Annotated in this window: 21 protein-coding genes; 4 read left to right on the forward strand and 17 right to left on the reverse strand. The window is 70.7% G+C overall.

The window, feature by feature from the left end; translation table 11 throughout:
- Positions 1-142: 142 nt before the first annotated feature.
- The 7 genes from AC0ZLC_RS14975 to AC0ZLC_RS15005 all read right to left on the reverse strand — a co-directional run bounded on the left by AC0ZLC_RS14975 (position 143) and on the right by AC0ZLC_RS15005 (position 6,299).
- On the reverse strand, positions 143-2,377 hold the full coding sequence (locus AC0ZLC_RS14975; protein ID WP_476752427.1) for a hypothetical protein: 2,235 nt from the start codon (positions 2,375-2,377) through the stop codon (positions 143-145).
- A gap of 159 nt (positions 2,378-2,536) precedes the next feature.
- Complete coding sequence (locus tag AC0ZLC_RS14980; RefSeq protein WP_476752428.1) at positions 2,537-2,956, reverse strand: DUF6113 family protein; 420 nt, start codon at positions 2,954-2,956, stop codon at positions 2,537-2,539.
- Positions 2,953-3,861, reverse strand: coding sequence for an N-acetyl-1-D-myo-inositol-2-amino-2-deoxy-alpha-D-glucopyranoside deacetylase (gene mshB, locus AC0ZLC_RS14985; RefSeq protein WP_476752429.1), 909 nt, complete (start codon positions 3,859-3,861; stop codon positions 2,953-2,955). Before mshB ends, AC0ZLC_RS14980 begins: the two co-directional genes overlap by 4 nt.
- A gap of 92 nt (positions 3,862-3,953) precedes the next feature.
- Positions 3,954-4,211: a hypothetical protein gene (locus AC0ZLC_RS14990; protein WP_476752430.1), complete on the reverse strand. Its 258-nt coding sequence runs from the start codon at positions 4,209-4,211 to the stop codon at positions 3,954-3,956.
- Positions 4,208-4,555 carry a hypothetical protein gene (locus tag AC0ZLC_RS14995; protein ID WP_476752431.1) on the reverse strand — a complete coding sequence of 116 codons (348 nt, stop codon included), beginning with the start codon at positions 4,553-4,555 and terminating at the stop codon, positions 4,208-4,210. Before AC0ZLC_RS14995 ends, AC0ZLC_RS14990 begins: the two co-directional genes overlap by 4 nt.
- Before the next feature lie 80 nt (positions 4,556-4,635).
- A complete protein-coding gene (locus AC0ZLC_RS15000; RefSeq protein WP_476752432.1) occupies positions 4,636-5,505 on the reverse strand; it encodes a helix-turn-helix domain-containing protein in 870 nt (289 codons plus the stop codon).
- Positions 5,506-5,828: 323 nt separating this feature from the next.
- Positions 5,829-6,299: an ATP-binding protein gene (locus AC0ZLC_RS15005; protein WP_476752588.1), complete on the reverse strand. Its 471-nt coding sequence runs from the start codon at positions 6,297-6,299 to the stop codon at positions 5,829-5,831.
- A 111-nt stretch (positions 6,300-6,410) separates the two neighbouring features.
- On the opposite strand from AC0ZLC_RS15005, the gene AC0ZLC_RS15010 reads away from it, so the two are divergent.
- Entirely contained in the window at positions 6,411-7,289 is an 879-nt protein-coding gene (locus AC0ZLC_RS15010) for a helix-turn-helix domain-containing protein (protein WP_476752433.1), read from the forward strand.
- Positions 7,286-7,498, forward strand: coding sequence for a DUF397 domain-containing protein (locus tag AC0ZLC_RS15015; protein WP_476752434.1), 213 nt, complete (start codon positions 7,286-7,288; stop codon positions 7,496-7,498). The genes AC0ZLC_RS15010 and AC0ZLC_RS15015 overlap by 4 nt, the downstream gene beginning before the upstream one ends.
- Positions 7,499-7,603: 105 nt before the next feature.
- On the opposite strand, the gene AC0ZLC_RS15020 is transcribed toward AC0ZLC_RS15015, so the two are convergent.
- A complete protein-coding gene (locus tag AC0ZLC_RS15020; RefSeq protein WP_476752435.1) occupies positions 7,604-7,798 on the reverse strand; it encodes a hypothetical protein in 195 nt (64 codons plus the stop codon).
- A 174-nt stretch (positions 7,799-7,972) separates the two neighbouring features.
- On the opposite strand from AC0ZLC_RS15020, the gene AC0ZLC_RS15025 reads away from it, so the two are divergent.
- Positions 7,973-10,132 (forward strand): S9 family peptidase, encoded by a 2,160-nt coding sequence (locus tag AC0ZLC_RS15025; protein ID WP_476752436.1) that lies wholly within the window; start codon positions 7,973-7,975, stop codon positions 10,130-10,132.
- Positions 10,133-10,282: 150 nt separating this feature from the next.
- On the opposite strand, the gene AC0ZLC_RS15030 is transcribed toward AC0ZLC_RS15025, so the two are convergent.
- From AC0ZLC_RS15030 to AC0ZLC_RS15060, 7 genes are all read right to left on the reverse strand, one after another.
- Positions 10,283-11,425: an ABC transporter ATP-binding protein gene (locus AC0ZLC_RS15030; protein ID WP_476752437.1), complete on the reverse strand. Its 1,143-nt coding sequence runs from the start codon at positions 11,423-11,425 to the stop codon at positions 10,283-10,285.
- Positions 11,418-12,392: an ABC transporter ATP-binding protein gene (locus AC0ZLC_RS15035; protein ID WP_476752438.1), complete on the reverse strand. Its 975-nt coding sequence runs from the start codon at positions 12,390-12,392 to the stop codon at positions 11,418-11,420. The genes AC0ZLC_RS15030 and AC0ZLC_RS15035 overlap by 8 nt, the downstream gene beginning before the upstream one ends.
- A 5-nt stretch (positions 12,393-12,397) precedes the next feature.
- The gene (locus AC0ZLC_RS15040; protein WP_476752439.1) at positions 12,398-13,378 is read right to left on the reverse strand and encodes an ABC transporter permease; all 981 of its coding nucleotides are present in this window, start codon (positions 13,376-13,378) and stop codon (positions 12,398-12,400) included.
- Positions 13,371-14,294, reverse strand: a complete 924-nt coding sequence (locus AC0ZLC_RS15045; protein WP_476752440.1) for an ABC transporter permease — start codon at positions 14,292-14,294, stop codon at positions 13,371-13,373. Before AC0ZLC_RS15045 ends, AC0ZLC_RS15040 begins: the two co-directional genes overlap by 8 nt.
- A gap of 57 nt (positions 14,295-14,351) precedes the next feature.
- Entirely contained in the window at positions 14,352-15,980 is a 1,629-nt protein-coding gene (locus AC0ZLC_RS15050; protein ID WP_476752441.1) for a peptide ABC transporter substrate-binding protein, read from the reverse strand.
- Positions 15,981-16,170: 190 nt separating this feature from the next.
- Positions 16,171-16,563: a VOC family protein gene (locus AC0ZLC_RS15055; protein ID WP_476752442.1), complete on the reverse strand. Its 393-nt coding sequence runs from the start codon at positions 16,561-16,563 to the stop codon at positions 16,171-16,173.
- Between the two features lie 3 nt (positions 16,564-16,566).
- Positions 16,567-17,070 carry a DinB family protein gene (locus AC0ZLC_RS15060; RefSeq protein WP_476752443.1) on the reverse strand — a complete coding sequence of 168 codons (504 nt, stop codon included), beginning with the start codon at positions 17,068-17,070 and terminating at the stop codon, positions 16,567-16,569.
- A gap of 99 nt (positions 17,071-17,169) precedes the next feature.
- Here AC0ZLC_RS15060 and AC0ZLC_RS15065 point away from each other — a divergent pair, with 99 nt between their 5' ends.
- The gene (locus AC0ZLC_RS15065; protein ID WP_476752444.1) at positions 17,170-18,222 is read left to right on the forward strand and encodes an amidohydrolase family protein; all 1,053 of its coding nucleotides are present in this window, start codon (positions 17,170-17,172) and stop codon (positions 18,220-18,222) included.
- A 104-nt stretch (positions 18,223-18,326) separates the two neighbouring features.
- On the opposite strand, the gene AC0ZLC_RS15070 is transcribed toward AC0ZLC_RS15065, so the two are convergent.
- Together AC0ZLC_RS15070 and AC0ZLC_RS15075 are read right to left on the reverse strand one after the other, a co-directional pair.
- The gene (locus tag AC0ZLC_RS15070; RefSeq protein WP_476752445.1) at positions 18,327-19,475 is read right to left on the reverse strand and encodes an ABC transporter ATP-binding protein; all 1,149 of its coding nucleotides are present in this window, start codon (positions 19,473-19,475) and stop codon (positions 18,327-18,329) included.
- Positions 19,468-20,517, reverse strand: a complete 1,050-nt coding sequence (locus tag AC0ZLC_RS15075) for an ABC transporter ATP-binding protein (RefSeq protein ID WP_476752446.1) — start codon at positions 20,515-20,517, stop codon at positions 19,468-19,470. Before AC0ZLC_RS15075 ends, AC0ZLC_RS15070 begins: the two co-directional genes overlap by 8 nt.
- Positions 20,518-20,527 lie beyond the last annotated feature (10 nt).

The raw sequence follows: 20,527 nt of genomic DNA on the forward strand, positions 1-20,527 counted from the left end.
CCATCGTGGCCGCGCGGGGGCCGCACCGGCAGTGCCCGATGTCCTCGGACCGGGATGACAGATGTCATGGCCGCCGGTGACGGGGGTGACCGGCCGGCGGCCGGTCACCCCCGTCACCGGCGCGGGGCCGGCGCACCCGTCCCTAGCTCGGGTCCGTGTCGAGCACGGCGATCCGGTCGGCGGCGTTCTTCGACATGAGCGCCGGACGCAGGACGCCGATCACGTCCTCCACGGTGACCGGGGTCTTCTTGCCGGTGCCGCGGGTGACGAGGACACCGTCGAAGGTGTTGCCGTAGAGCTTGGTCAGCTCCGCCCTGTCGTAGAAGTCGACGAGCTTGCCGTCCTGGGCCTTCACGCGCAGGAACCTCCACAGGGAGTTCTGCGGGCTGAAGGACACCGTGTGGGCGGCGTCCGTCCGGACGGTGACGATCCCGGACATCGCCGGCTCGGCGAACTTCTTCATCATCCGGTCGACCTCGGCGTCCGGGACCGTCGGCTGCTTGGTGGTGGTCGGCACCTTGACGGGGGTGGTCGTGCCGGACTCCACCTGACTGCGGTAGGCCTGCTCGACGGCCTCGGTCGAGGACGCGACGTCGATGCCCTTGCCCGCCTTGCCGTACACGGCGACGGCCTTGCCGGGCTGGAACTTGATCGTGCCGTCGCCGGCCGAACCCGCGCCGCCCGCGGCGCGCTGGAGGGCGGCCTGGAGCTTCTCCTCGTCCACCGGCATCACGGGTTCCACGACGCGCTGCTGCCCGAAGAGGGAGCCGATCACGGACACCGGGTTGTAGTCGCTGCCCGCGGCGGCGCTGACCGTGGCCTTGCTGTCGAGCTGGAGGCCCGCCTGGTCCGGCTTGAGGGACACCGTGTCGCCGCCGACCGACAGCTGCAGCGCCTTGTTCGTACGGCCCCCGAAGGCGTCGTCGAGCTTCTTGACGGCCTCGTCGCGGGTACCGCCGCCGATGTCGACGCCGAGCACGGTGGTGCCCTTGGGCACGTCCGAGTGGTTCATGAGCAGCCCGGCGCCGTACGCGACGCCGCCGAGGAACACCACGCCGACACCGAGGAGCACCAGCTTGCTGCGCCCCTTCTTCTTCTTTTTCGGCTTGGCGGAAGCGGCCGGCTTCGGGGCGGGGTCGGGCAGCTTCGGGGGCGTGTGCGGCAGCGGTCCCTCGGAGTGGCCGCCGGGTCCGAACGGCGAGCTCTGGGCGCCGCCCGGGACGACGGGGATGCCGCTGGTGACCGTGTGCCCGGAGACGTTGTCGTTGGCGCCGTAGCCCTGGCCGCCCGGTTCGGGGGCGGGCCGCTGCGGCGTGAGGATCGCCGTGTCGTCGCTGAGGCCCCCGCCGGATCCCATGCCGCCGGGACCGCCGGGTCCCGCACCGGGAGCACCCGGACCGCCGGGTCCCATGCCGCCGGGGCCGCCGGGTCCCGCACCGGGAGCACCCGGACCGCCGGGTCCCATGCCGCCGGGGCCGCCCGGGCCGCGGGGGCCCGCGCCGGGGCCCGCGGGCGGTACCAGCGGGCCGTCGCCGGTGACCGGACCGCCGGTCGGGCCGGCGGGACCGCGCCCGCCGCCGCCCTGGCCCTGGCCCTGGCCGTTGTCGGAGAAGTACGGCAGGTCGTCACGGCGCGACTCGGCGCCGGCCGGAGGGCCGACGAGGGCGCCGGAGACGTCGAAGGAGCCGGTGCCGCCACCGTGGCCGGGAGCCACGGGGCCCCCGCCGGTGGCGCCCGCGGGCCCCGCGCCGTTCGTACCGCCGGGCCGGGCACCGCCCTGGCCGCCGAGCGGTCCGGACCCGCCGGGGGCTTTGGGTCGCGCGCCGCCCGGGCCCTGCGGACCCGAGGACATGCCGGGCGCCGGTGCGGAGCCCGCGGGGGCGCCGGTCCCGGCGGGTGCCGAACCCGCGGGCAGACCCGCGCCGTTGGCCGGGCCGCCGCCCGACGCGCCCTTGGGCGCGCCGGACTTGCGCGGCGCGAACCAGTCGCTGGTCTTCTCCTCGCCCGGCCCGGAGGGCTCGCCGGGGCCTTCACCGGCGGGCGCGGGCGGGCCGGAGGCGACGGCGGGCAAGCGCATGGACCCCGTCGTCTCGGGGTCACTGCCCGCGCCGTCGCCGTGCTCGGCGGACGCGTCGGCGTCGGCCATGGGCGTACGCACGACGACCGGCGGAATGGGCCGCGAGCCGGGGATGTTGATCCGGATCCGGGTCGTCAGCGTGGTCTCGGTCTTGCGTTCCTCCGGCTGCGTGGCCGAACGGCCCGCGTCGGTACCGTCTTCGGAAGCCGTGGGGGTCCCGTACGGCGGCGTCCCCGACGGGTACGCGGCTCCACCGCGCCCGTTGGGCCCGGAGGACGAACTGTCAGTTTCACGACTCAAGGCAGGTTCTCCCGGTTGGCTCCGCCGCCCGTTTACTCGACCTCATCTCGGGCAGCTCGGCGGCGCGCACCACCATACTGTCCGTCTCCACGCGCGGGCCGCGCCCGGGAGGGAAACCCCCACGGGACCCGCACGTCTCTGATACGGCGAAGTAGTACGTCATTTCTCAAGTCGGGCCGGAGGACCGCCCGGTTGCCGCTCGATGCCCAGGGTGGCGCACATCACAGCGGCCGCCATCCCGCCGAGCAGGAAAAGGTAGGAGCCGAGCCCCGCGCCGAACAGGAAGTCCCCTTCGGGGCGGCTGGCGGTGAGCAGGATGACGGCGAGCGTCCAGCCGACGGCCGGGGCGACGGCGCCGGCTCTGGTGCCGAGCGCGCGCGAGCCGCCGAGGAAGAGTCCGGCCGCGCCCGCCAGGGCGAGCAGCAACCCGCCGGGGAACCAGCCGGATTGCACGAGCGCCCCGGCCGTACCGACCACCGCGCCCAGCACGAACAGTCCCAGGCCTGCGGCCATGCGTCCGCCGGAGGGGCGCTGCAACGGCTGGGCCAGTGTGCTGCCCTGTCTGCCCGTCGTACTCATCGGCTCTCCGTCTCCCGCTGCCCGGTCCGCGCGTCCGCGAGGCCCGCGAACAGGTCCGTCTCCGGCGTCCCGCCGGGTTCCCCGCGCACCAACTCGTAGTACTCGGTGGTGAAGAGGGGCTGCGCCAGCTCGTTCGAGAGGGCGAACCAGGGTCCGGTCACCTCGATCTGGGTGGCGTGCGCCCGCATCGCGGCGGCCTTGGCGGCGGCGAACGCGGTGCCGTCGATCGCCGTGGTGATCACCGCGTCGTCGGCGACGCCCGGCACGTCGGCGAGCTGCGCCGACTTCGCGTGGGGCAGGTCCGGAAGGGCGGCGCGCAGGCGGGCGAAGGCCTCCTCGGCCACGGAGCGCGGTACGCGGTTCCAGTACACCTTGGCGATCTGCCAGGGCGCGCCGAGGCCGGGGCGGAAGCCGGCCTGCGCGGCGAGTTCCGCGGCGCGCACGGCCACGCGGTGGGTCTGGATGTGGTCCGGGTGTCCGTAGCCGCCGTCGGGGTCGTAGGTGACGAGCACCTGCGGCCGCACCTCGCGGATCACCTCGACGAGACGGGCGGCGGCCTCGTCGACGTCCGCCCGCCAGAAGGAGCCCGGCTCGTCGTTCTCGGGGCCGCCCATCATTCCGGAGTCCCGGTACCGGCCGTCGCCGCCGAGCCGGCGGAAGTCCTCGACGCCGAGGGCGCGCATCGCCGCGTCCAGCTCGCCCAGCCGGTGTGCGCCGAGGGCGGCGCCGGTCAGGTGGGCGAGCGCGGGCGGGATGACCTCGCCCTGCTCACCGAGGGTGCAGGTCACCAGCGTCACCCGGGCGCCCTCGGCCGCGTACCTGGCCATGGTCGCGCCGTTGTTGATCGACTCGTCGTCCGGGTGCGCGTGCACCAGGAGCAGACGCCGGTCGGGCAGTTCCGTCATGGGTCCCACCCTACGAGGCGGCTTCCCGGGTAGTCGCGTCCTGGGGGTGCCCTCACTCCCCGCGACTGCAAGCGCCTTCTCAAGCGAATCGTTCAGAATCCCAGATAGGTGATCTGAACGACGTATACGCGCTCGCTGCGCACGACGACCTGATACGTGAACATGCCGCCGGGGACGATGATGTCGCCGCCCTTGGGATCGATGCCGTCGTGGGCTCGGCCATGGACATGAAGGGCCTCAGCAGCTCTGAACAGCTCGGTCGCGATTCTCTCCACCTCGGAGAGAAAGTTTGCAGGAGCTGTACGGGCGGCCTGCTCCGCTCCGAAGGCGTACTCCCACTTCCAGCTCACTCGCGCACTGCCTTCAGGGCTTCATCCAGGACAGCGCTCAGCTCACCGAGGGCTTCACGGGCGACGACAGGGTCTTCGTGCTCCAGGTTGCTTCTGGCGCGTGCGTGGCGGACGGACAGCTCAGGGCGACGGGCGATCTCGATGTCCCTGGCCCAGGTCAGCACCCAGCTCTGCACCGGACTCAGGGATTGCCACTCCACCGCCTTGGCGAAGGCGTCGTCCTTGGTCGCCTGCATCTCTTCCAGACGGGCTGGGTCGACGACCGCGAGTGCCGCGCGCAGGGCGTCAGGGGTCTGCTGGGGGCGGGGAATCAGCTCGCGTCCGTGATCGGCCTGAGTGCTCATGGTGTCCTCCAGTGCGTGCTCCGGCCAGCGTATCGGGGCACGCTGACGCCGATACGGGACACGGGCACGGGAGTTTCGCATCAGGCGGCCGTACGGGCGTCGCGCCGGCAGTCCCGGCAGTTGCCGGGTTCTGCGCTGCGGAAGGCGCGGTCGCAGCCGTCGCAGGTCTGGAGGGGGTGCCGGACGGCCGGAGGCCGGGCTGTCGGCAGGCCGAACGGTGGCGGGGGCGGCAGCTGTGCGGTGAGCCGGTGCGCCAGGAGGGCGGCCGGGCGGCGTACGCCCTCCGGCGGAAGGTCAGCGGTGAGTGCCTGGCGTACGGCGGTGGCGCTGACGTCCCGCTCCAGCCAGGCGGCGACGCCGGGGGCGAGGTGGGCCGTGTCACAGGCGGAGAGGAGGAGGCGGGGATCGTGACGGCGAAGGCCGGCGAGGAGGTCGGTGGCCGCCTGGAGAAGTGCCGGAGCGGGGTGGCCGGGGCGCGGTACGGCGGGGAGTGGCTTGCGGGGTGTGCGCTTCTTCGGGTTGGCGGGAGTGGTTGCGGGGTCGTGAGCGCGATCGGCGGCTGAAGGGCGGCGGTCCTGGCGGCCGGGCTGGTTGCAGGAGACCGTGCGGGTGACGATGCGGCCGCCTGGGACGCGCTCGCGGGTGCGGCGCAGATAGCCGTGGGTCTCCAGCTCGCGCAGCGCGGCGGAGATCCGGACCGCACCCTCGGGGAAGCGGACGGCGAGGGTCTTGATGTCGACCCGCGCCCCTTTGGGCAGCGACTGGATGTGCACACCCAGCCCGATCGCCAGGAGGGACAGCTCCCGGTGCTGGGCGAGGTGGTTGCCGATCACCGTGAAGCGGGTGGTGTGACGGGCGTTGTCGTGGGTGAGTCCGCCCGCGCGGGGGTGGTTTTTGCCCGTGTCACGGGACTCGGCGCACGGGGGCGCGCTAGGGTTTCGCGTATCCATCGGGAAGCTCCTACTTCCTCGGCGGTCAGGCCCTCGCACTGGGATTGCAGTCCCGGCGGGGGCCGTCGCATGTCTGCGGTTGTGGTGCTGCGTCGAGGTCCTGCGTCGCGCTGAGCGTAAGGCAGGCAACCCGTCCCAAATCCAGCGGAGTTGGGCATATTCACTCGCGGGAGTGAGTTTGCCCGACGGGCGGGAGGGGTGGGGCTTGGTCGGGTTCTTTCTCCGCAGTCAAGGTCCTTTGGAATGAGCGCCACTTGCCCCGAAGCCCGAGAATCCGGGTTCCGGTGACGGCCGCGCGTCGTCTCGTCCGGGTCTTCCGGCGATCAGGAGTCGCGGCGGCTCTGAACGTCCTCCGGTGGAAGCACGACCTCGGCCCAGACCGTCTTGCGCGGGCGCAACTCCGGAGCCCAGCCCCACCGGTCGGCGAGCGCCCCGACCAGGAGCAGTCCACGGCCCGACTCGGATTCGGCGTCGGGGCCCGGATGCGGTGGCTGGGGAGGGCGGTCCCCCGCCGTGTCGGTCACCTCGATGCGCAGCGTGCGCGCGATGACGTAGAGCGTGAGTCTGAAGTCCCGGCCCGGTACGCGCCCATGGGTCACCGCGTTCGCCGCGAGTTCGGCGACGATCTGGCCGGCCGGGTCCACCGGCATTCCCCAGGAGCGCAGTTGCTCGACGGTCAGCAATCGGGCGAGGCGCGCTCCACGAAGTGTCGGAGACAACCGCACGCTGAAGTTGCGGAGGTGCCGGCCGGGTTGGGGCACAGAGGAGAGGGATTCCTGGATCACGTCACTCAGAGTGGCCACTCCCACTTACCGTGAACAGTGATGGAGCCGTTGCGTACGGTGACTGTCCGGGTGTTGTCCGGTCGTGTCGGGACTGTCGGTTTCGGTGGCGGAGGGGTGCGAATGACGCAGGTGAACGGCAAGCCGGTCCAGCTCAAGGAGGAGGCGGACGAACCGGGTTGGGAGGTGGACCCGGACGACGACTGGGGCATCGCCGTCGTCGAGACGGTGGGGCGGCAGCTGAAACTGCGGCGAGAGGCCGTGGGGATGCGCGCGGCCGACTTCGGGCTGGCGGTCGGGTACGGCGAGGACCTCGTCTACAAGATCGAGAGCGGGAAGCGGATCCCCCGCCCCGAGTACCTGGACAAGGCCGACAAGGTTCTGGGGGCGGGCGGGCTGCTCTCGGCGATGAAGGAGGACGTGAAGAAGGTCCGGTACCCGAAGAACGTCCGCGAGATCGCCAAGCTGGAAGCGCAGGCCGTCGAACTCGGGGTGTACGTCGGGCTCAGCCTGCATGGGTTGTTGCAGACGGCGGAGCATGCGCGGGCGCTGTTCGAGGTCTGGCAGCCTGTTTACTCACCGGAGGAGGCTGAGCGGCGGGTGGCTGCCCGCCTGGCCCGGAAATCGATCTTCGAGCGGTCGCCCGCCCCCGCTCTCAGCTTCGTCCAGGAAGAGGCGACACTGCGTCGGCCTGTCGGAGGCACAATGGTGTGGCGTCAGCAGCTCGAACATCTGCTGGAGTTGGGACAGTTGCGCCACGTCACACTTCAGGTGATGCCGACGAGCTCCGAGGCGCACCCTGGGCTGAGCGGAAAGATCGAGGTGCTGAAGTTTCCGGACGGCACGGCAGTGGGCCGTTCCGACGGCGCGTACAACGGCCGACCGATCTCAGATCCGAAGCAGCTGCGAATCCTTGAGCTGCGGTATGGCACCATCCGGGCCCAGGCTCTCACGCCACGGGAGTCGCTGACCTTCATCGAACAACTGCTGGGAGAGACATGATCCACAAGGGTTCCGCTGGAAAGAACTCCGAGTTGGCGTGGTTCAAGAGCAGCTACAGCGACGGCCCTGACGGTGACTCCTGCGTCGAGATCGCCACCACCCCCGGCACTATCCACGTCCGCGACTCCAAGCACACCGCCGGCGGCCCCCTCCTCCAGCTCTCGCCGGAAGCCTGGGCCGACTTCGTGCCGTACGCGTCCGAGGGCTGACGGTCCACTCGGCCTCGGGCGCGCGGGGAGAGAACGGGACGGGCGGAGTGGGCTTCGGGCGTCACCCCGGAACCCACGCCGCACCGATCACGCACCGCACGCGGATCAGAACTTGATGCTGCCGATCATGCCCGCGATGTTCGTGGTCACCTCGTTGATCGTGGGTGCCACCGTCGACGAGGCGAGATAGAAACCGAACAGGACACACACGATGGCGTGACCTCCCTTCAGTCCTGACTTCTTCACCAGGATGAAGACGATGATCGCCAGCAGCACCACCGCCGAAATCGAGAGTGCCACGGCGGCTCACCTCCAAAGATCCCAGGGACGAGGGGCGTCGAACGGGGTCGGTAAACCCATACAGCGGCCAAGCGGGTTCCTACCCACGCAGCGCTAGTGATCATAACTATCCGTACGCGCGCATCGATCGGCGCACGGCCGCACAAGGGGGCGCATGGCCAATATGGTCGGGGCATGACGACCGAGCCCCTTTCCTTCCCGCGCCTGCAGGCGCGCACCCAGCGGTTCACCCTCGGCGCACCCCGCGCTTTCACCGTGTCACCCGACGGTTCACGCGTCGTTTTCCTGCGTTCCCGCTCCGGCACGGACCGGGCGAACCTGCTGTGGGTCCTGGACGTCGCCGAGGGCGGGGAACGCGTCGTCGCCGACCCGCGGACGCTGCTCGGGGGCCGCACGGAGCGGCTGTCGGCGCAGGAGTTGGCGCGCCGCGAGCGCAGTCGCGAGGGCGGCGCCGGGATCGTCGGCTACGCCACCGACGCGGCAGCGGAGTTGGCGTCTTTCTCCTTGTCAGGACGGCTCTTCACGGCGGAGCTGCGGGCCGGCACGGCCCGTGAACTGCGGGTGCCGGGACCGGTGATCGACCCGCGCCCCGCCCCCGACGGCCGCCGGATCGCGTACGTGGCCGGCGGTGCCCTGCGCGTGGTCGGCGCCGAGGGTGCGGACGACCGGGTGCTGGCGGAGCCTGAATCGGAGACGGTTTCCTATGGATTGGCCGAGTTCATCGCGGCCGAGGAGATGGGGCGTTCGCGCGGTTTCTGGTGGTCCCCGGAGTCGGACCGGCTGCTGGTCGCCCGGGTCGACGACGCCCCGGTCAAGCGCTGGTGGATCGCGGATCCCGCGCACCCCGAGCGGGATCCGCAGCAGGTCGCGTATCCGGCGGCGGGCACCGAGAACGCGGAGGTACGGCTCTTCGTGCTGGGCCTTGACGGGACGCGCACGGAGGTGGTGTGGGACCGGGCACGCTACCCGTATCTGGCGCATGTGCACTGGTCAGCGGCGGGGGCGCCGCTCGTGCTCGTGCAGGCGCGGGACCAGCGCAGCCAGCTGTTCCTGGCGGTGAACCCGGACACCGGGGCGACCCGGATGGTGCACGCCGACGAAGATCCACAATGGCTGGATCTTTTCCCTGGCGTGCCCTGCTGGAGCCCCGGCGGACAGCTGGTGCGGATCGCCGACGAGGGCGGGGCGCGGGTGCTCGCCTTCGGCGAACGCACGCTGACCGGACCGCAGTTGCACATCCGCGCGGTGCTGGACGTGTCGACCGACGACGTGCTGGTCTCGGCGTCGGCGGGCAGGGCGGCGGCCGACCCGGAGATCGGCGAGGTCCACGTCTACCGGGTGAACGAGCTGGGGGTGGGGCGCGTCTCGCAGGAGCCCGGCGTGCACTCGGCGGTGCGGGCGGGCGGGGTGACCGTGCTCGTCTCGGCGACGCCGGACCGGCCGGGCAGCCAGGTGCAGGTGCTGCACGAGAGCAGGCGGAGCGGGGCGGGGGCACCTCCGGCGGGCGGCTCACGCAAGGCGGCCAGTGTGGCGTCGTACGCCGAACGCCCCGGTCTGTCCCCGCGCGTGACCCTCACCGAGGGGGGCGCACGGCGAATTCCATGCGCCGTGCTTATGCCTACGGACTACCACGGTGACACTCCCCTGCCCGTGCTGATGGATCCGTACGGCGGTCCACACGGTCAGCGCGTGCTCGCCGCGCACAACGCCCACCTGACCTCGCAGTGGTTCGCCGACCAGGGGTTCGCGGTGATCGTCGCGGACGGCCGGGGCATGCCCGGGCGCTCGCCCGCCTGGGAGAAGGCGGTCAAGGACGATCTGGCCGCCGTCGTGCTCCAGGACCAGGTCGACGCCCTCCAGGGTCTCGCCGGGTCGTTCCCGCTCGACCTGGACCGGGTGGCGATCCGCGGCTGGTCGTTCGGCGGGTATCTGGCGGGACTCGCGGTGCTGCGCCGCCCGGACGTCTTCCACGCCGGCATCCTGGGCGCGCCGGTCACCGACCAGCGGCTGTACGACACCCACTACACCGAGCGCTATCTGGGCGATCCGGGCGTCCGGCCCGAGGTGTACGCGGCGAACTCGCTGATCGACGACGACGGACTGGTGGCCGCCGCGGAGCCCGCCCGGCCGATGATGATCGTCCACGGACTCGCCGACGACAACGTGGTGGTGGCCCACTCCCTGCGCCTGTCCTCGGCGCTGCTCGCCGCCGGCCGCCCGCACGAGGTGCTGCCCCTGTCGGGCGTCACGCACATGACCCCGCAGGAACAGGTCGCGGAGAACCTGCTGCTGCTCCAGGTGGACTTCCTTAAGCGGTCGCTGGGCCTCGTCTGACCATGGCGACGGGCCGGGGCGACATGGTGCGCCCCGGCCCGTCTACGGCACCCGCACGGCCGTACGCTGTTCACCCTGCCGCGTCCGTATATCGGTACGGCTTCCGCCAAGTTGCCTGCGTGTAAACGACGTTCATGCGTGTTTGTACGCCTATGCAACCCCGCCGGGCGGTGGCGAAGGGGGCGGCTCGCCGCTCCCCGGCCGGCGCAGGGGCAGGTCCCCCGGGGGCGACGCCCGGTGCTCCTCCGGGGGCACCACGCGCTTCTCCTCCGCGAAGTGACAGGCCGAGTCGTGTGCCGCGGGCCCCTCGGTGAGCCGGAACTCGGCGGGCACCGCGAGCAGCGGGACCTCCAGGGCGCAGCGCTCCCGCGCCTTCCAGCAGCGGGTGCGGAAGCGGCACCCGGAGGGGATGTTCGCCGGGGAGGGCACGTCGCCGGTGAGGATGATCCGCTCCCGGTGCTCGCGCGCCTCCGGGTCGGGCACCGGCACGGCGGAGAGCAGCGCCTGGGTGTAGGGATGCGTCGGGTGGTCGTAGATCTCGGCGTCCCTGCCGATCTCCACGATCCGCCCCAGGTACATCACCCCGACGCGGTCGGAGATGTGCCGGACGATCGACAGGTCGTGCGCGATGAAGACGTAGGAGAGGTCGAACTCGTCCTGGAGCTTGTCGAGCAGGTTGATGACCTGCGCCTGCACGGAGACGTCGAGGGCGGAGACCGGCTCGTCCGCCACGATGATCTCGGGGCGCAGCGCGAGGCCGCGGGCGATGCCGATGCGCTGGCGCTGGCCGCCGGAGAACTGGTGGGGGTAGCGGTTGATGTACTCGGGGTTGAGTCCGACCACGTCCAGCAGGTCCTGCACCCGCTTGCGGCGGTCGCCCTTCGGCGCGACCTCGGGGTGGATCTCGTAGGGCTCCCCGATGATGTCGCCCACCGTCATCCGGGGGTTGAGCGAGGTGTACGGGTCCTGGAAGACCATCTGGATGTTGCGGCGCACGGCCTTCAGTGCGCGCCCGGACAGCTTGGTGACGTCCTCGCCCCGGTATTTGATCACCCCCGCCGTCGGCTTCTCCAGGTTGACGAGCATCTTGGCGACCGTCGACTTGCCGCAGCCGGACTCGCCCACGATGCCGAGGGTCTCGCCCCCGCCCAGCGCGAAGTCGACGCCGTCGACGGCCTTCACCGACCCGATCTGCTTGCGCAGGACGATGCCCCGGGTGAGCGGATAGTGCTTGACCAGGCCGCTGACCTCGAGGATCGGCTCGCTCGTCGGCACCGGCGTCGTCTCAGCCATGCAGACACTCCCTCCAGAAGTGGCAGGCACTCCCGCGCTCGTCGGAAACCTCGTAGAGCGGCGGTTCGTCGGTCCTGCACACGTCCTGGGCCATCGGGCAGCGCGGGTTGAAGGCGCAGCCCGGCGGGATGTGCATGAGGTTCGGCGGCAGCCCCTTGATGGCGTAGAGCTCCTGGCCCTTCTGGTCCAGCCGCGGGATCGATTCGAGCAGGCCCCGGGTGTAGGGGTGCGCGGGCGCCTTGTAGATGTCGTGGACCGGCGCCGTTTCGACGATGCGGCCCGCGTACATCACCGCGATCCGGTCGGCGACGTCCGCGACCACGCCGAGGTCGTGGGTGATGAGGATGAGCCCCATGTCGAGTTCGCGCTGGAGTTCCGCAAGGAGGTCCATGACCTGCGCCTGCACGGTGACGTCGAGGGCGGTGGTGGGTTCGTCGGCGATGATCAGCGCGGGTTCGAGGGCCAGCGCCATGGCGATCATGATGCGCTGGCGCATGCCTCCGGAGAACTGGTGCGGATAGTCGCGCACCCGCTGGGCGGCGCCCGGGATCCGCACCCGGTCCATCAGCTCGATCGCCCGGGCCCGGGCGTCCTTGCGGGACATCCCGCGGTGCACGACGAACATCTCGCCGAGCTGGTCGCCCACGGACAGTACGGGGTTGAGGGAGGACAGGGCGTCCTGGAAGATCATCGCCATCTCGGCGCCGCGGACCTTGCGCCGGTCCTCCTCCTTGAACTTCAGGAGGTCCTGGCCCCGGAAGAGGATCTCGCCGCCGGTGATCCTGCCGGGCGGCACGTCGAGGATGCCCATGACGGCCTGCGCGGTCACGGACTTGCCGGAGCCGGACTCGCCGAGCACGGCGAGCGTCTCGCCCTCGTCGACGCTGTAGTTCACCCCGTTGACGGCCCTGGCGACGCCGTCCCTGGTCCGGAACTCCACGTGCAGGTCGCGCACTTCGAGCAGCACGGCGGTCACCTCAGCTTCGGGTCGAGGGCGTCGCGCACCGCGTCGCCGAGCATGATGAACGCCAGGACGGTGATCGCGAGGGCGCCGGCCGGCCACAGCAGCATGTGGGGAGCCTGGCGGATGTACTGGGAGGCGGCGGAGATGTCGATGCCCCAGGACACGGTGGGCGGCTTCAGTCCGACGCCGAGGTAGGAGAGCGTCGCCTCCAGGGCGATGTAGGTGCCGAGCGCGATGGTCGCCACGACGATCACGGGCGCGACGGCGTTGGGCGTGATGTGGCGCAGCAGCAGGCGTGAGTTGGCGGCGCCGAGGGCGCGGGCCGCCTGGACGTAGTCGTTCTGCTTGGTGGTGATGACGGAGCCGCGGGCGATCCGGGAGATCTGCGGCCAGCCGAGGAGCACCATGAAGCCGATGACGGGCCAGACCGTGTTGCTGGTCACCACGGACAGGAGTACGAGGCCGCCGAGCACCACGGGGATCGCGAAGAAGATGTCCGTGATCCGGGACAGGACCGAGTCACCCATCCCGCCGAAGAACCCGGCGAGGCCGCCCAGCACCGTGCCGAGGATCGCGACGCCGAGCGTGGCGCAGACGCCGACCGTGATCGAGACCCGGGTCCCGTACACCGTCCGGGTGTAGACGTCGCAGCCCTGGCCGTCGAAGCCGAACGGGTGGCCCGGCTGGGAGCCCTCCTGGGCCTTGGACAGGTTGCAGTTCAGCGGGTTCTGGGAGGCGATCAGCGACGGCCAGAGCGAGATGACGACCAGGAAGAGGATGACCAGCGCGGAGACGATGAAGACGGGGTTGCGGCGCAGGTCGCGCCAGGCGTCGGACCAGAGCGAGCGCGGCTTCTCCTGCGGTCCGGTGCCCTCGGGGCCGCCCGGGGTCTTCTCCAGGGTGGCGCCCTCGCTGGTGGCGAGGTCCATCGCGCCGCCCATGCCGGTCGCGGCGATGGCACCGTCCGGCTCGTACGGCTGCTCAGGCATAGCGGATCCTCGGGTCGAGTACGGCGTAGAGGAGGTCGACGAGCAGGTTGGCGACCAGGAAGACGAGGACCAGGACGGTCACGAAACCGACGACGGTCTGGGTGTTCTGCCGCAGGATCCCCTGGTAGAGCTGGAAGCCGACGCCGTGGATGTTGAAGATCCGCTCGGTGACGATGGCGCCGCCCATGAGCGCGCCGATGTCCGTGCCGATGAAGGTGACCACGGGGATCAGCGAGTTGCGCAGCAGATGACGGACGATCACGCGGCGCCGGGGCAGGCCCTTGGCGACCGCCGTGCGGACGTAGTCGGACCGTTTGTTCTCCGCGATGGAGGTCCGGGTCAGCCGGGTCACGTAGGCCAGGGACACCGAGGCCAGGACGAGGCCGGGCACGATCAGCTCGCCGAAGGTGGCGTCGGAGGAGACGGACGGCTTGATCCAGCCCCATTCGACGCCGAGCAGCAGCTGGAGCAGCAGGCCGGTGACGAAGGTCGGCACCGAGATGACGACGAGGGTGAGCAGCAGCACCCCGGTGTCGACGGGGCGTCCGCGGCGCAGGCCGGTGACGACGCCGAGCAGGATCCCGATGACGATCTCGAAGAGGATCGCGACGACGGTGAGCCGGATGGTGACCGGGAAGGCGGTCGCCATCAGTTCGGTGACCGGCTGGCCGTTGAAGGCGGTGCCGAAGTCACCGGTGAAGACGTTGCCCATGTAGGTCAGGTATTGCTGCCAGACCGGCTTGTCGAGGCCGAACTCCTTCTTCAGCTGGGCGGCGGTGGCGGGGTCGCACTGGCGGTCGCCGCACAGGCCCGCGATGGGGTCGCCCATCACGTTCACCATCAGGAAGATCAGAAGCGTGGCGCCGATGAAGACCGGGATCATCTGCAGCAGGCGCCGGATTACGTACCGTCCCATGGGGGCTCCGGAGGTAGGAGGGGCGGCCCGCTGGTCGGCGGGGCCGCCCGGCGCGGCTCAGCCGACCTTGATCTCGCCGTAGACGGGGACGCTGAACTGGTTGAGCGCCACGTTCGAAAGCCGGTCCGAGTAGCCGGCGCTGCCGTTCTGGTACCAGAGCGGGATGGCCGCCATGTTGTCCCGGACGACCCCCTCGGCCTGCTGGAAGAGGTCGACGGCCTTGGCGGTGTCGGTCTCCGCGTTCGCCTGGTCGACGAGCTTGTCGAAGTCCTTGTCGGACCACTTGCCGTCGTTGGAGGAGGCGTTGGTGTAGTACAGCGGCTGGAGGAAGTTCTGGATCAGCGGGTAGTCCATCTGCCAGCCGGCCCGGAAGGGGCCCGACATCTTCTGCTGCGTGATCTGGTTGCGGTAGTCGGCGAAGGTGCCGACGGGGTTGCCGACGCATGCCTTGTCGTTGCCGAGGGCGTTGTTGATGCTGTTGCACACGGCGTCGATCCACTCCTTGTGGGAGCCGGTGTCCGCGTTGTACGTGATCTTGATCTGACCGCCGGGCAGGCCCCCGCCGTCCTCGATCATCTTCTTGGCCTCGCTCGCGTTGTACTCGCAGGCGTCGCCGCACAGCCCCTCCTTGAAGCCGCCCTCCGCGCCGAGCACCGGCGAGGTCCAGTCGGTGGCGGGGGTGCGGGTCTTCTGGAAGATCGTCTCGGTGATCTGCTTGCGGTTGATGGCCATGGACAGGCCCGTGCGGACCTTCTCCATCCCGGCCGTGTCCCACTTCTTGTCGTAGAACGGGAAGGCGAGGGTCTGGATGATGCCGGCGGGCGTGTTGATGTAGCGGTCGCCGAGGTCGCTCTTGGCGTTCTTGAGCTGGGAGGCGGGCACGTCGTCGACGAGGTCCAGGTTGCCGGCCATGAGGTCGGTGTAGGCGGTGTTGTTGTCGGTGTAGACCTTCAGGTCCACCCCGCCGTTCTGCGCCTTGTCGTCGCCGGAGTAGCCGTCCCACTTGCGCAGGGACATCGTCGAGCCCTTGGTGTACGAGTCGACGGCGTACGGGCCGTTGCCGACCGGCTTCTTCAGCCAGTTCGCGTGGTCGTCGAAGAACGCCTGGGGCAACGGCGAGAAGGCCGCGTAGCCGAGGGTGTCGGGGAAGGTCGAGAACTTCTGGTTGAGCTTGACGGTGAAGGTCTTGTCGTCCTTGACGGCGAGGCCGGACAGCGTGTCCGCGCTCTGCTTGCCGGAGTCGGGGTGGACCTTGTCGTACCCGTCGATGTACCCGAAGAAGTAGGCGTTCTTCTGGTTGTTCTTGAGGCTGGCGCCGTAGTTCCAGGCGTCGACGAAGGACTTGGCGGTGACGGCCTCGCCATTGCTGAACTTCCAGCCGTCCTTGATCGTGATCGTGAAGTTCTGCGAGTCCGAGGTCTCGATCTTCTCGGCCAGCATGTCGTCGGCCTTTCCGGTCTTCGCGTCGTACCGCTTCAGACCACGGAAGATCATGTCGAGGACCTTGCCGCCCTGCACCTCGTTGGTGTTGGCCGGCTCCAGCGGGTTCTGCGGGTCGCCCCAGGAGGAACTGAGGACCCCGGAGCCGTCGCCGCCGCTGTCGCTCCCCCCGCCCCCGCAGGCGGTCGCCGCGAGGGCTACCGCCGCCGCGCATGCGGCCCATGTGGCGTGCCTGGCTCCACGCATGGAGTGCCTCCTCGGAATGCGCCGGTCATTAGCGCTCAATATCACCCGCCCTCCCCCATACCGCACTTCTGTCCCGTCTGTACGGGTGGCGAAGGGGGGATGGAGGAACCGGGAGGAAGACAGACCGGGGTAGGACGCAAGGAACCGCCGGCGCGTCCGCGCCGGCGGTTCCGGGGACAAGGGCCTGGGCTCAGTCCAGCTCTCCGCGCTCCACGCAGAACTCGTTGCCCTCGGGGTCCGCCATGAGGACCCAGCCGCCGCCGTCCGGGCGCGTCAGGTCCGCGAGCCGCCGCGCCCCGAGACCGAGCGCCCGCTCCACCTCCTGCGCACGCGTGCGGCCCCGCGGCCGGAGGTCGAAGTGAATGCGGTTCTTGGCCGTCTTGCCCTCCGGCACGCGCACGAAGAGGAAAGCCGGACCGCCGGACGGGTCGCTGAGCAGCGCCTCCGGGTCACCGGGCTTGTCGTCGTCGGCGAGCGGGCGCCCGAGCAGCTCGCTCCAGAAGAGCCCGAGCTCGTACGGGTCACCGGTGCAGTCGAAGGTGACGTGGCGGATGGCGGGGTACTGCGGCACTGTCTCTCCCATGCGCTAGACGCCCGTCCGGCCGTCCACCAGCTCGCGCAGAATGTCGAGATGGCCGTTGTGACGGGCCGTCTCCTCGATGAGGTGGAGCAGGATCCACCGCAGGTCGACCGGGCCGCCGTCGCCCCGCGCGCGCTTCGCGGTGTCGTCGAGGCTGTGCTCGGCGACCAGCTTCCGGTAGCGGGCGCTCTGTTCCTCGTACTCCGCGAGGAGGACCGCGACGGGCACGTCGACGGCGATGCGCATCTCGCGGTCGGGGTCCTCGTCGGTCCAGGGCCCCTCGTCCTCCTCGCCGAGGAAGACCACCTGGAACCAGTAGTACTCGACCCAGCGCAGATGGTTGATCAGGCCGCACAGGGTCATGAGCGGGGAGCCGGGCAGCGGGGCGAGGCGGGCGTTCTCCGGGGAGACGTCCTCGCACTTGGCCCGGACCGTGTCACGCGTGTAGTCGAGGAAGGTGGTCAGCTGTGAGCGCTCGTCCCGTGCGGGAGGCGTGTCAGTTCGAGTCATCGGGGTGAGCATCCCGGTCCGGCCGTCCGATGTCGAGCGAATATGGCGGCACCCGCCGGGAGTTGGCTCCGCCGGCCGACCAGGACCAGACTGCCGGACATGATCCTCCATCTGCGCGGCACCGTCCTGCCCGACGGCGAGCCGCGCGACCTCTGGCTGCTCGGGGACCGCATCACCTTCGTCCGGCCCGCCGGCGCCGCCGACGTCGTCACCGTCGCCGACGGCGGCTTCCTGCTGCCGGGGCTCGTCGACGTGCACACACACCCGGGCAGCGGGAACGGCGCCGACGATCTCGCCTTCGACCCCGCCCTCTTCGCCGAGCACATCGCCGCACACCGCGAGGCGGGGACGACGGCACTGCGCTTCCCGGGGCTTCTGGGCGAGATCCCCGACGCCCTGCGCGGGGCCCCCGACTCGCCCCGGATGATCACCGCGGGCCGCTGGCTGGCCTGGGCCGGGCTCTCCGGAGTCGCGGCCTTCCACACGGTCACCGACGATCTCGTCGCCTCGGCGGTGGCGGAGGCGAAGGCGCACGACGGCTGGTGCAAGCTGATGGGCGACTGGGACTTCGAGGCCGCGCCGGTGCCGTACGAGCTGCTGCGGGCGGTCGTCGAGGGCGTGCACGCGGCGGGCGGCCGGGTCGCCGTGCACTGCCAGTCCGCCGAGGGCGTGCTGGGCGCGGCCCGGGCGGGCGTCGACTCCGTCGAGCACGGGATGGGCATGCCGGAGAGCTGCGTCGCTCTGATGGCGGCACACGGGACGTCATACGTGCCCACGCTCACCGCCTTCGCACAGAGCGCGCCGCTGCGCACCGGGAACACGGCCCGTGACCGGCTGTGGCGCGACGGGCACCGTACGATGATCCGCCGGGTCCGCGAGGCGCACGACGCGGGGGTCACCGTGCTCGCGGGCACGGACTGCGCACCGTTCGGTGACGTCGCCTCCGAGGTCGGGCACCTGATCGACGCCGGGCTGCCCGCCGAAGCCGCGGTCGGCGCCGCGAGCTGGACCGCGCGCGCGTTCCTCGGCCTGAGCGGGCTGACCGAGGGCGGACTCGCGGACATCACGGTCCACGACGCCGACCCGCGGCTCGACCCCGGTACCCTCCGCCGCCCCCGCCGCATCGTGCTGCGCGGCCGGGTCGTGCGCTGAGGCGGCCGACGGGCGCGGCCCCTACGGGAAACCGTGCTCCGACATGCCGGTTCCCGGCACCGCCTGGCGGTGCCGGGAACCGGCGGGGTGGTGCCTGCGCGGGATCAGACCGCGTGCACGACGTCCTTCTCCTCGGCGAAGTGGCACGCCGACTCGTGTGCCGCCGGGGTGTCCACGCCCACGAAGAGCTCGGGGACCGCCAGCAGCGGCTCCACCTGGGAGCACTTCTCCTGCGCCTTCCAGCAGCGGGTGCGGAAGCGGCAGCCCGACGGCGGGTTCGCCGGGGAGGGCACGTCACCGGTCAGGATGATCCGGTCACGCCGGTCGCGCGCGTCCGGGTCCGGCACGGGCACGGCCGACAGCAGCGCCTGCGTGTACGGGTGCGTCGGGTGGTCGTAGATCTGCTCGTCGGTGCCGATCTCCGCCATCCGGCCCAGGTACATCACGCCGACCCGGTCGGAGATGTGCCGCACGATCGACAGATCGTGCGCGATGAAGAGGTACGACAGGTTGAACTCGTCCTGCAGCCGCTCCATCAGGTTGATGACCTGGGCCTGCACCGACACGTCCAGCGCCGACACCGGCTCGTCGCAGATGATGATCTCGGGGTTGAGCGCGAGGCCGCGGGCGATGCCGATGCGCTGGCGCTGGCCGCCGGAGAACTGGTGCGGATAGCGGTTGATGTACTCGGGGTTGAGACCGACCACGTCCAGCAGGTCCTGCACCCGCTTGCGGCGGTCGCCCTTCGGTGCCACCTCGGGGTGGATGTCGAAGGGCTCCCCGATGATGTCGCCCACCGTCATCCGGGGGTTGAGCGAGGTGTACGGGTCCTGGAAGACCATCTGGATGTTGCGGCGCACGGCCTTCAGGGCACGCCCGGACAGCTTGGTGATGTCCTGGCCCTTGTAGAAGATCTCGCCCGCGGTGGCCCGCTCCAGGTTCATCAGCAGCTTCGCCACGGTGGACTTGCCGCAGCCGGACTCGCCCACGATGCCCAGGGTCTCGCCCTGGTACAGGTCGAAGGAGATGCCGTCGACGGCCTTGACCGCGCCGATCTGCTTCTTGAAGAGGATGCCCTGGGTGAGCGGGAAGTGCTTCACCAGGTTGCGCACCTGGAGAATCGGCTCGCCCCGCTCGACGGGTGCCTCGATGGCGGCGACCGCCTCCGTCTCGGAGTGGGCGTCCACGACCTCGACGTCGGAGACGTTCGGCGTGGCGTCCTGCGGCTCGTCGTTCTTGCTGAGCTCAGCCATGGATCGTCTCCTTCCAGAAGTGGCACGCGGAGGCCCGGCCGGGCAGTTCGCCGCCGTCCCGCTCGGTGACCGGGAACAGGGCCGGCTCGTCCGTGCGGCAGATGTCCTGCGCCTTGGGGCAGCGCGGGTTGAAGGCGCAACCGGTCGGGATGCGCAGCAGGTTGGGCGGCAGACCCTTGATCGCGTACAGCTCCTGGCCCTTCTGGTCCAGGCGCGGGATCGAGTCCAGCAGACCCCGTGTGTAGGGGTGCGCGGGCCGCTTGTACAGCTCGTGCACCGGGGCGCGCTCGACGATCCGGCCCGCGTACATCACGGCGATCTTGTCCGCGACGTCGGCGACCACGCCGAGGTCGTGGGTGATCAGGATCAGACCCATGTTGTACTCGCGCTGCAGCTCCGCGAGCAGGTCCATGACCTGGGCCTGGACCGTCACGTCGAGAGCCGTGGTGGGCTCGTCGGCGATGATCAGGTCCGGCTCCAGGGCCAGCGCCATGGCGATCATGATGCGCTGGCGCATACCGCCGGAGAACTGGTGCGGGTAGTCGTTCACCCGCGCCGCGGCGGCCGGGATCTTCACCCGGTCCATCAGCTCGATCGCCTTGGCCCTGGCGTCCTTCTTGGACAGGCCCTGGTGGACGCGGAACATCTCGCCGAGCTGGTATCCCACGCTGAGCACGGGGTTGAGCGAGCTGAGCGCGTCCTGGAAGATCATCGCGATCTTCTGGCCGCGGATCCGGCGGCGCTCCTCGCCGGACATCTTGAGCATGTCCTGGCCGCGGAAGAGGATCTCGCCCTGCGGGATCGTCGCCGGCGGCATGTCGAGGATGCCCATGATGGCCTGGGCGGTCACCGACTTGCCGGAGCCCGACTCGCCGAGCACGGCGAGGGTCTCGCCCGCGCTCACGCTGTAGTTGACGCCGTTGACGGCCTTGACCACGCCCTCACGGGTGTGGAACTCGACGTGCAGGTCCCGCACTTCGAGCAGCGGGCCGTCGCCGGCACCGCGCTGCGAGGGCACGGCTGCTTCTTCGATGATGGTCACGAACGCCTCC

This window comes from Streptomyces sp. GLSS-08 (genome assembly GCF_056387915.1).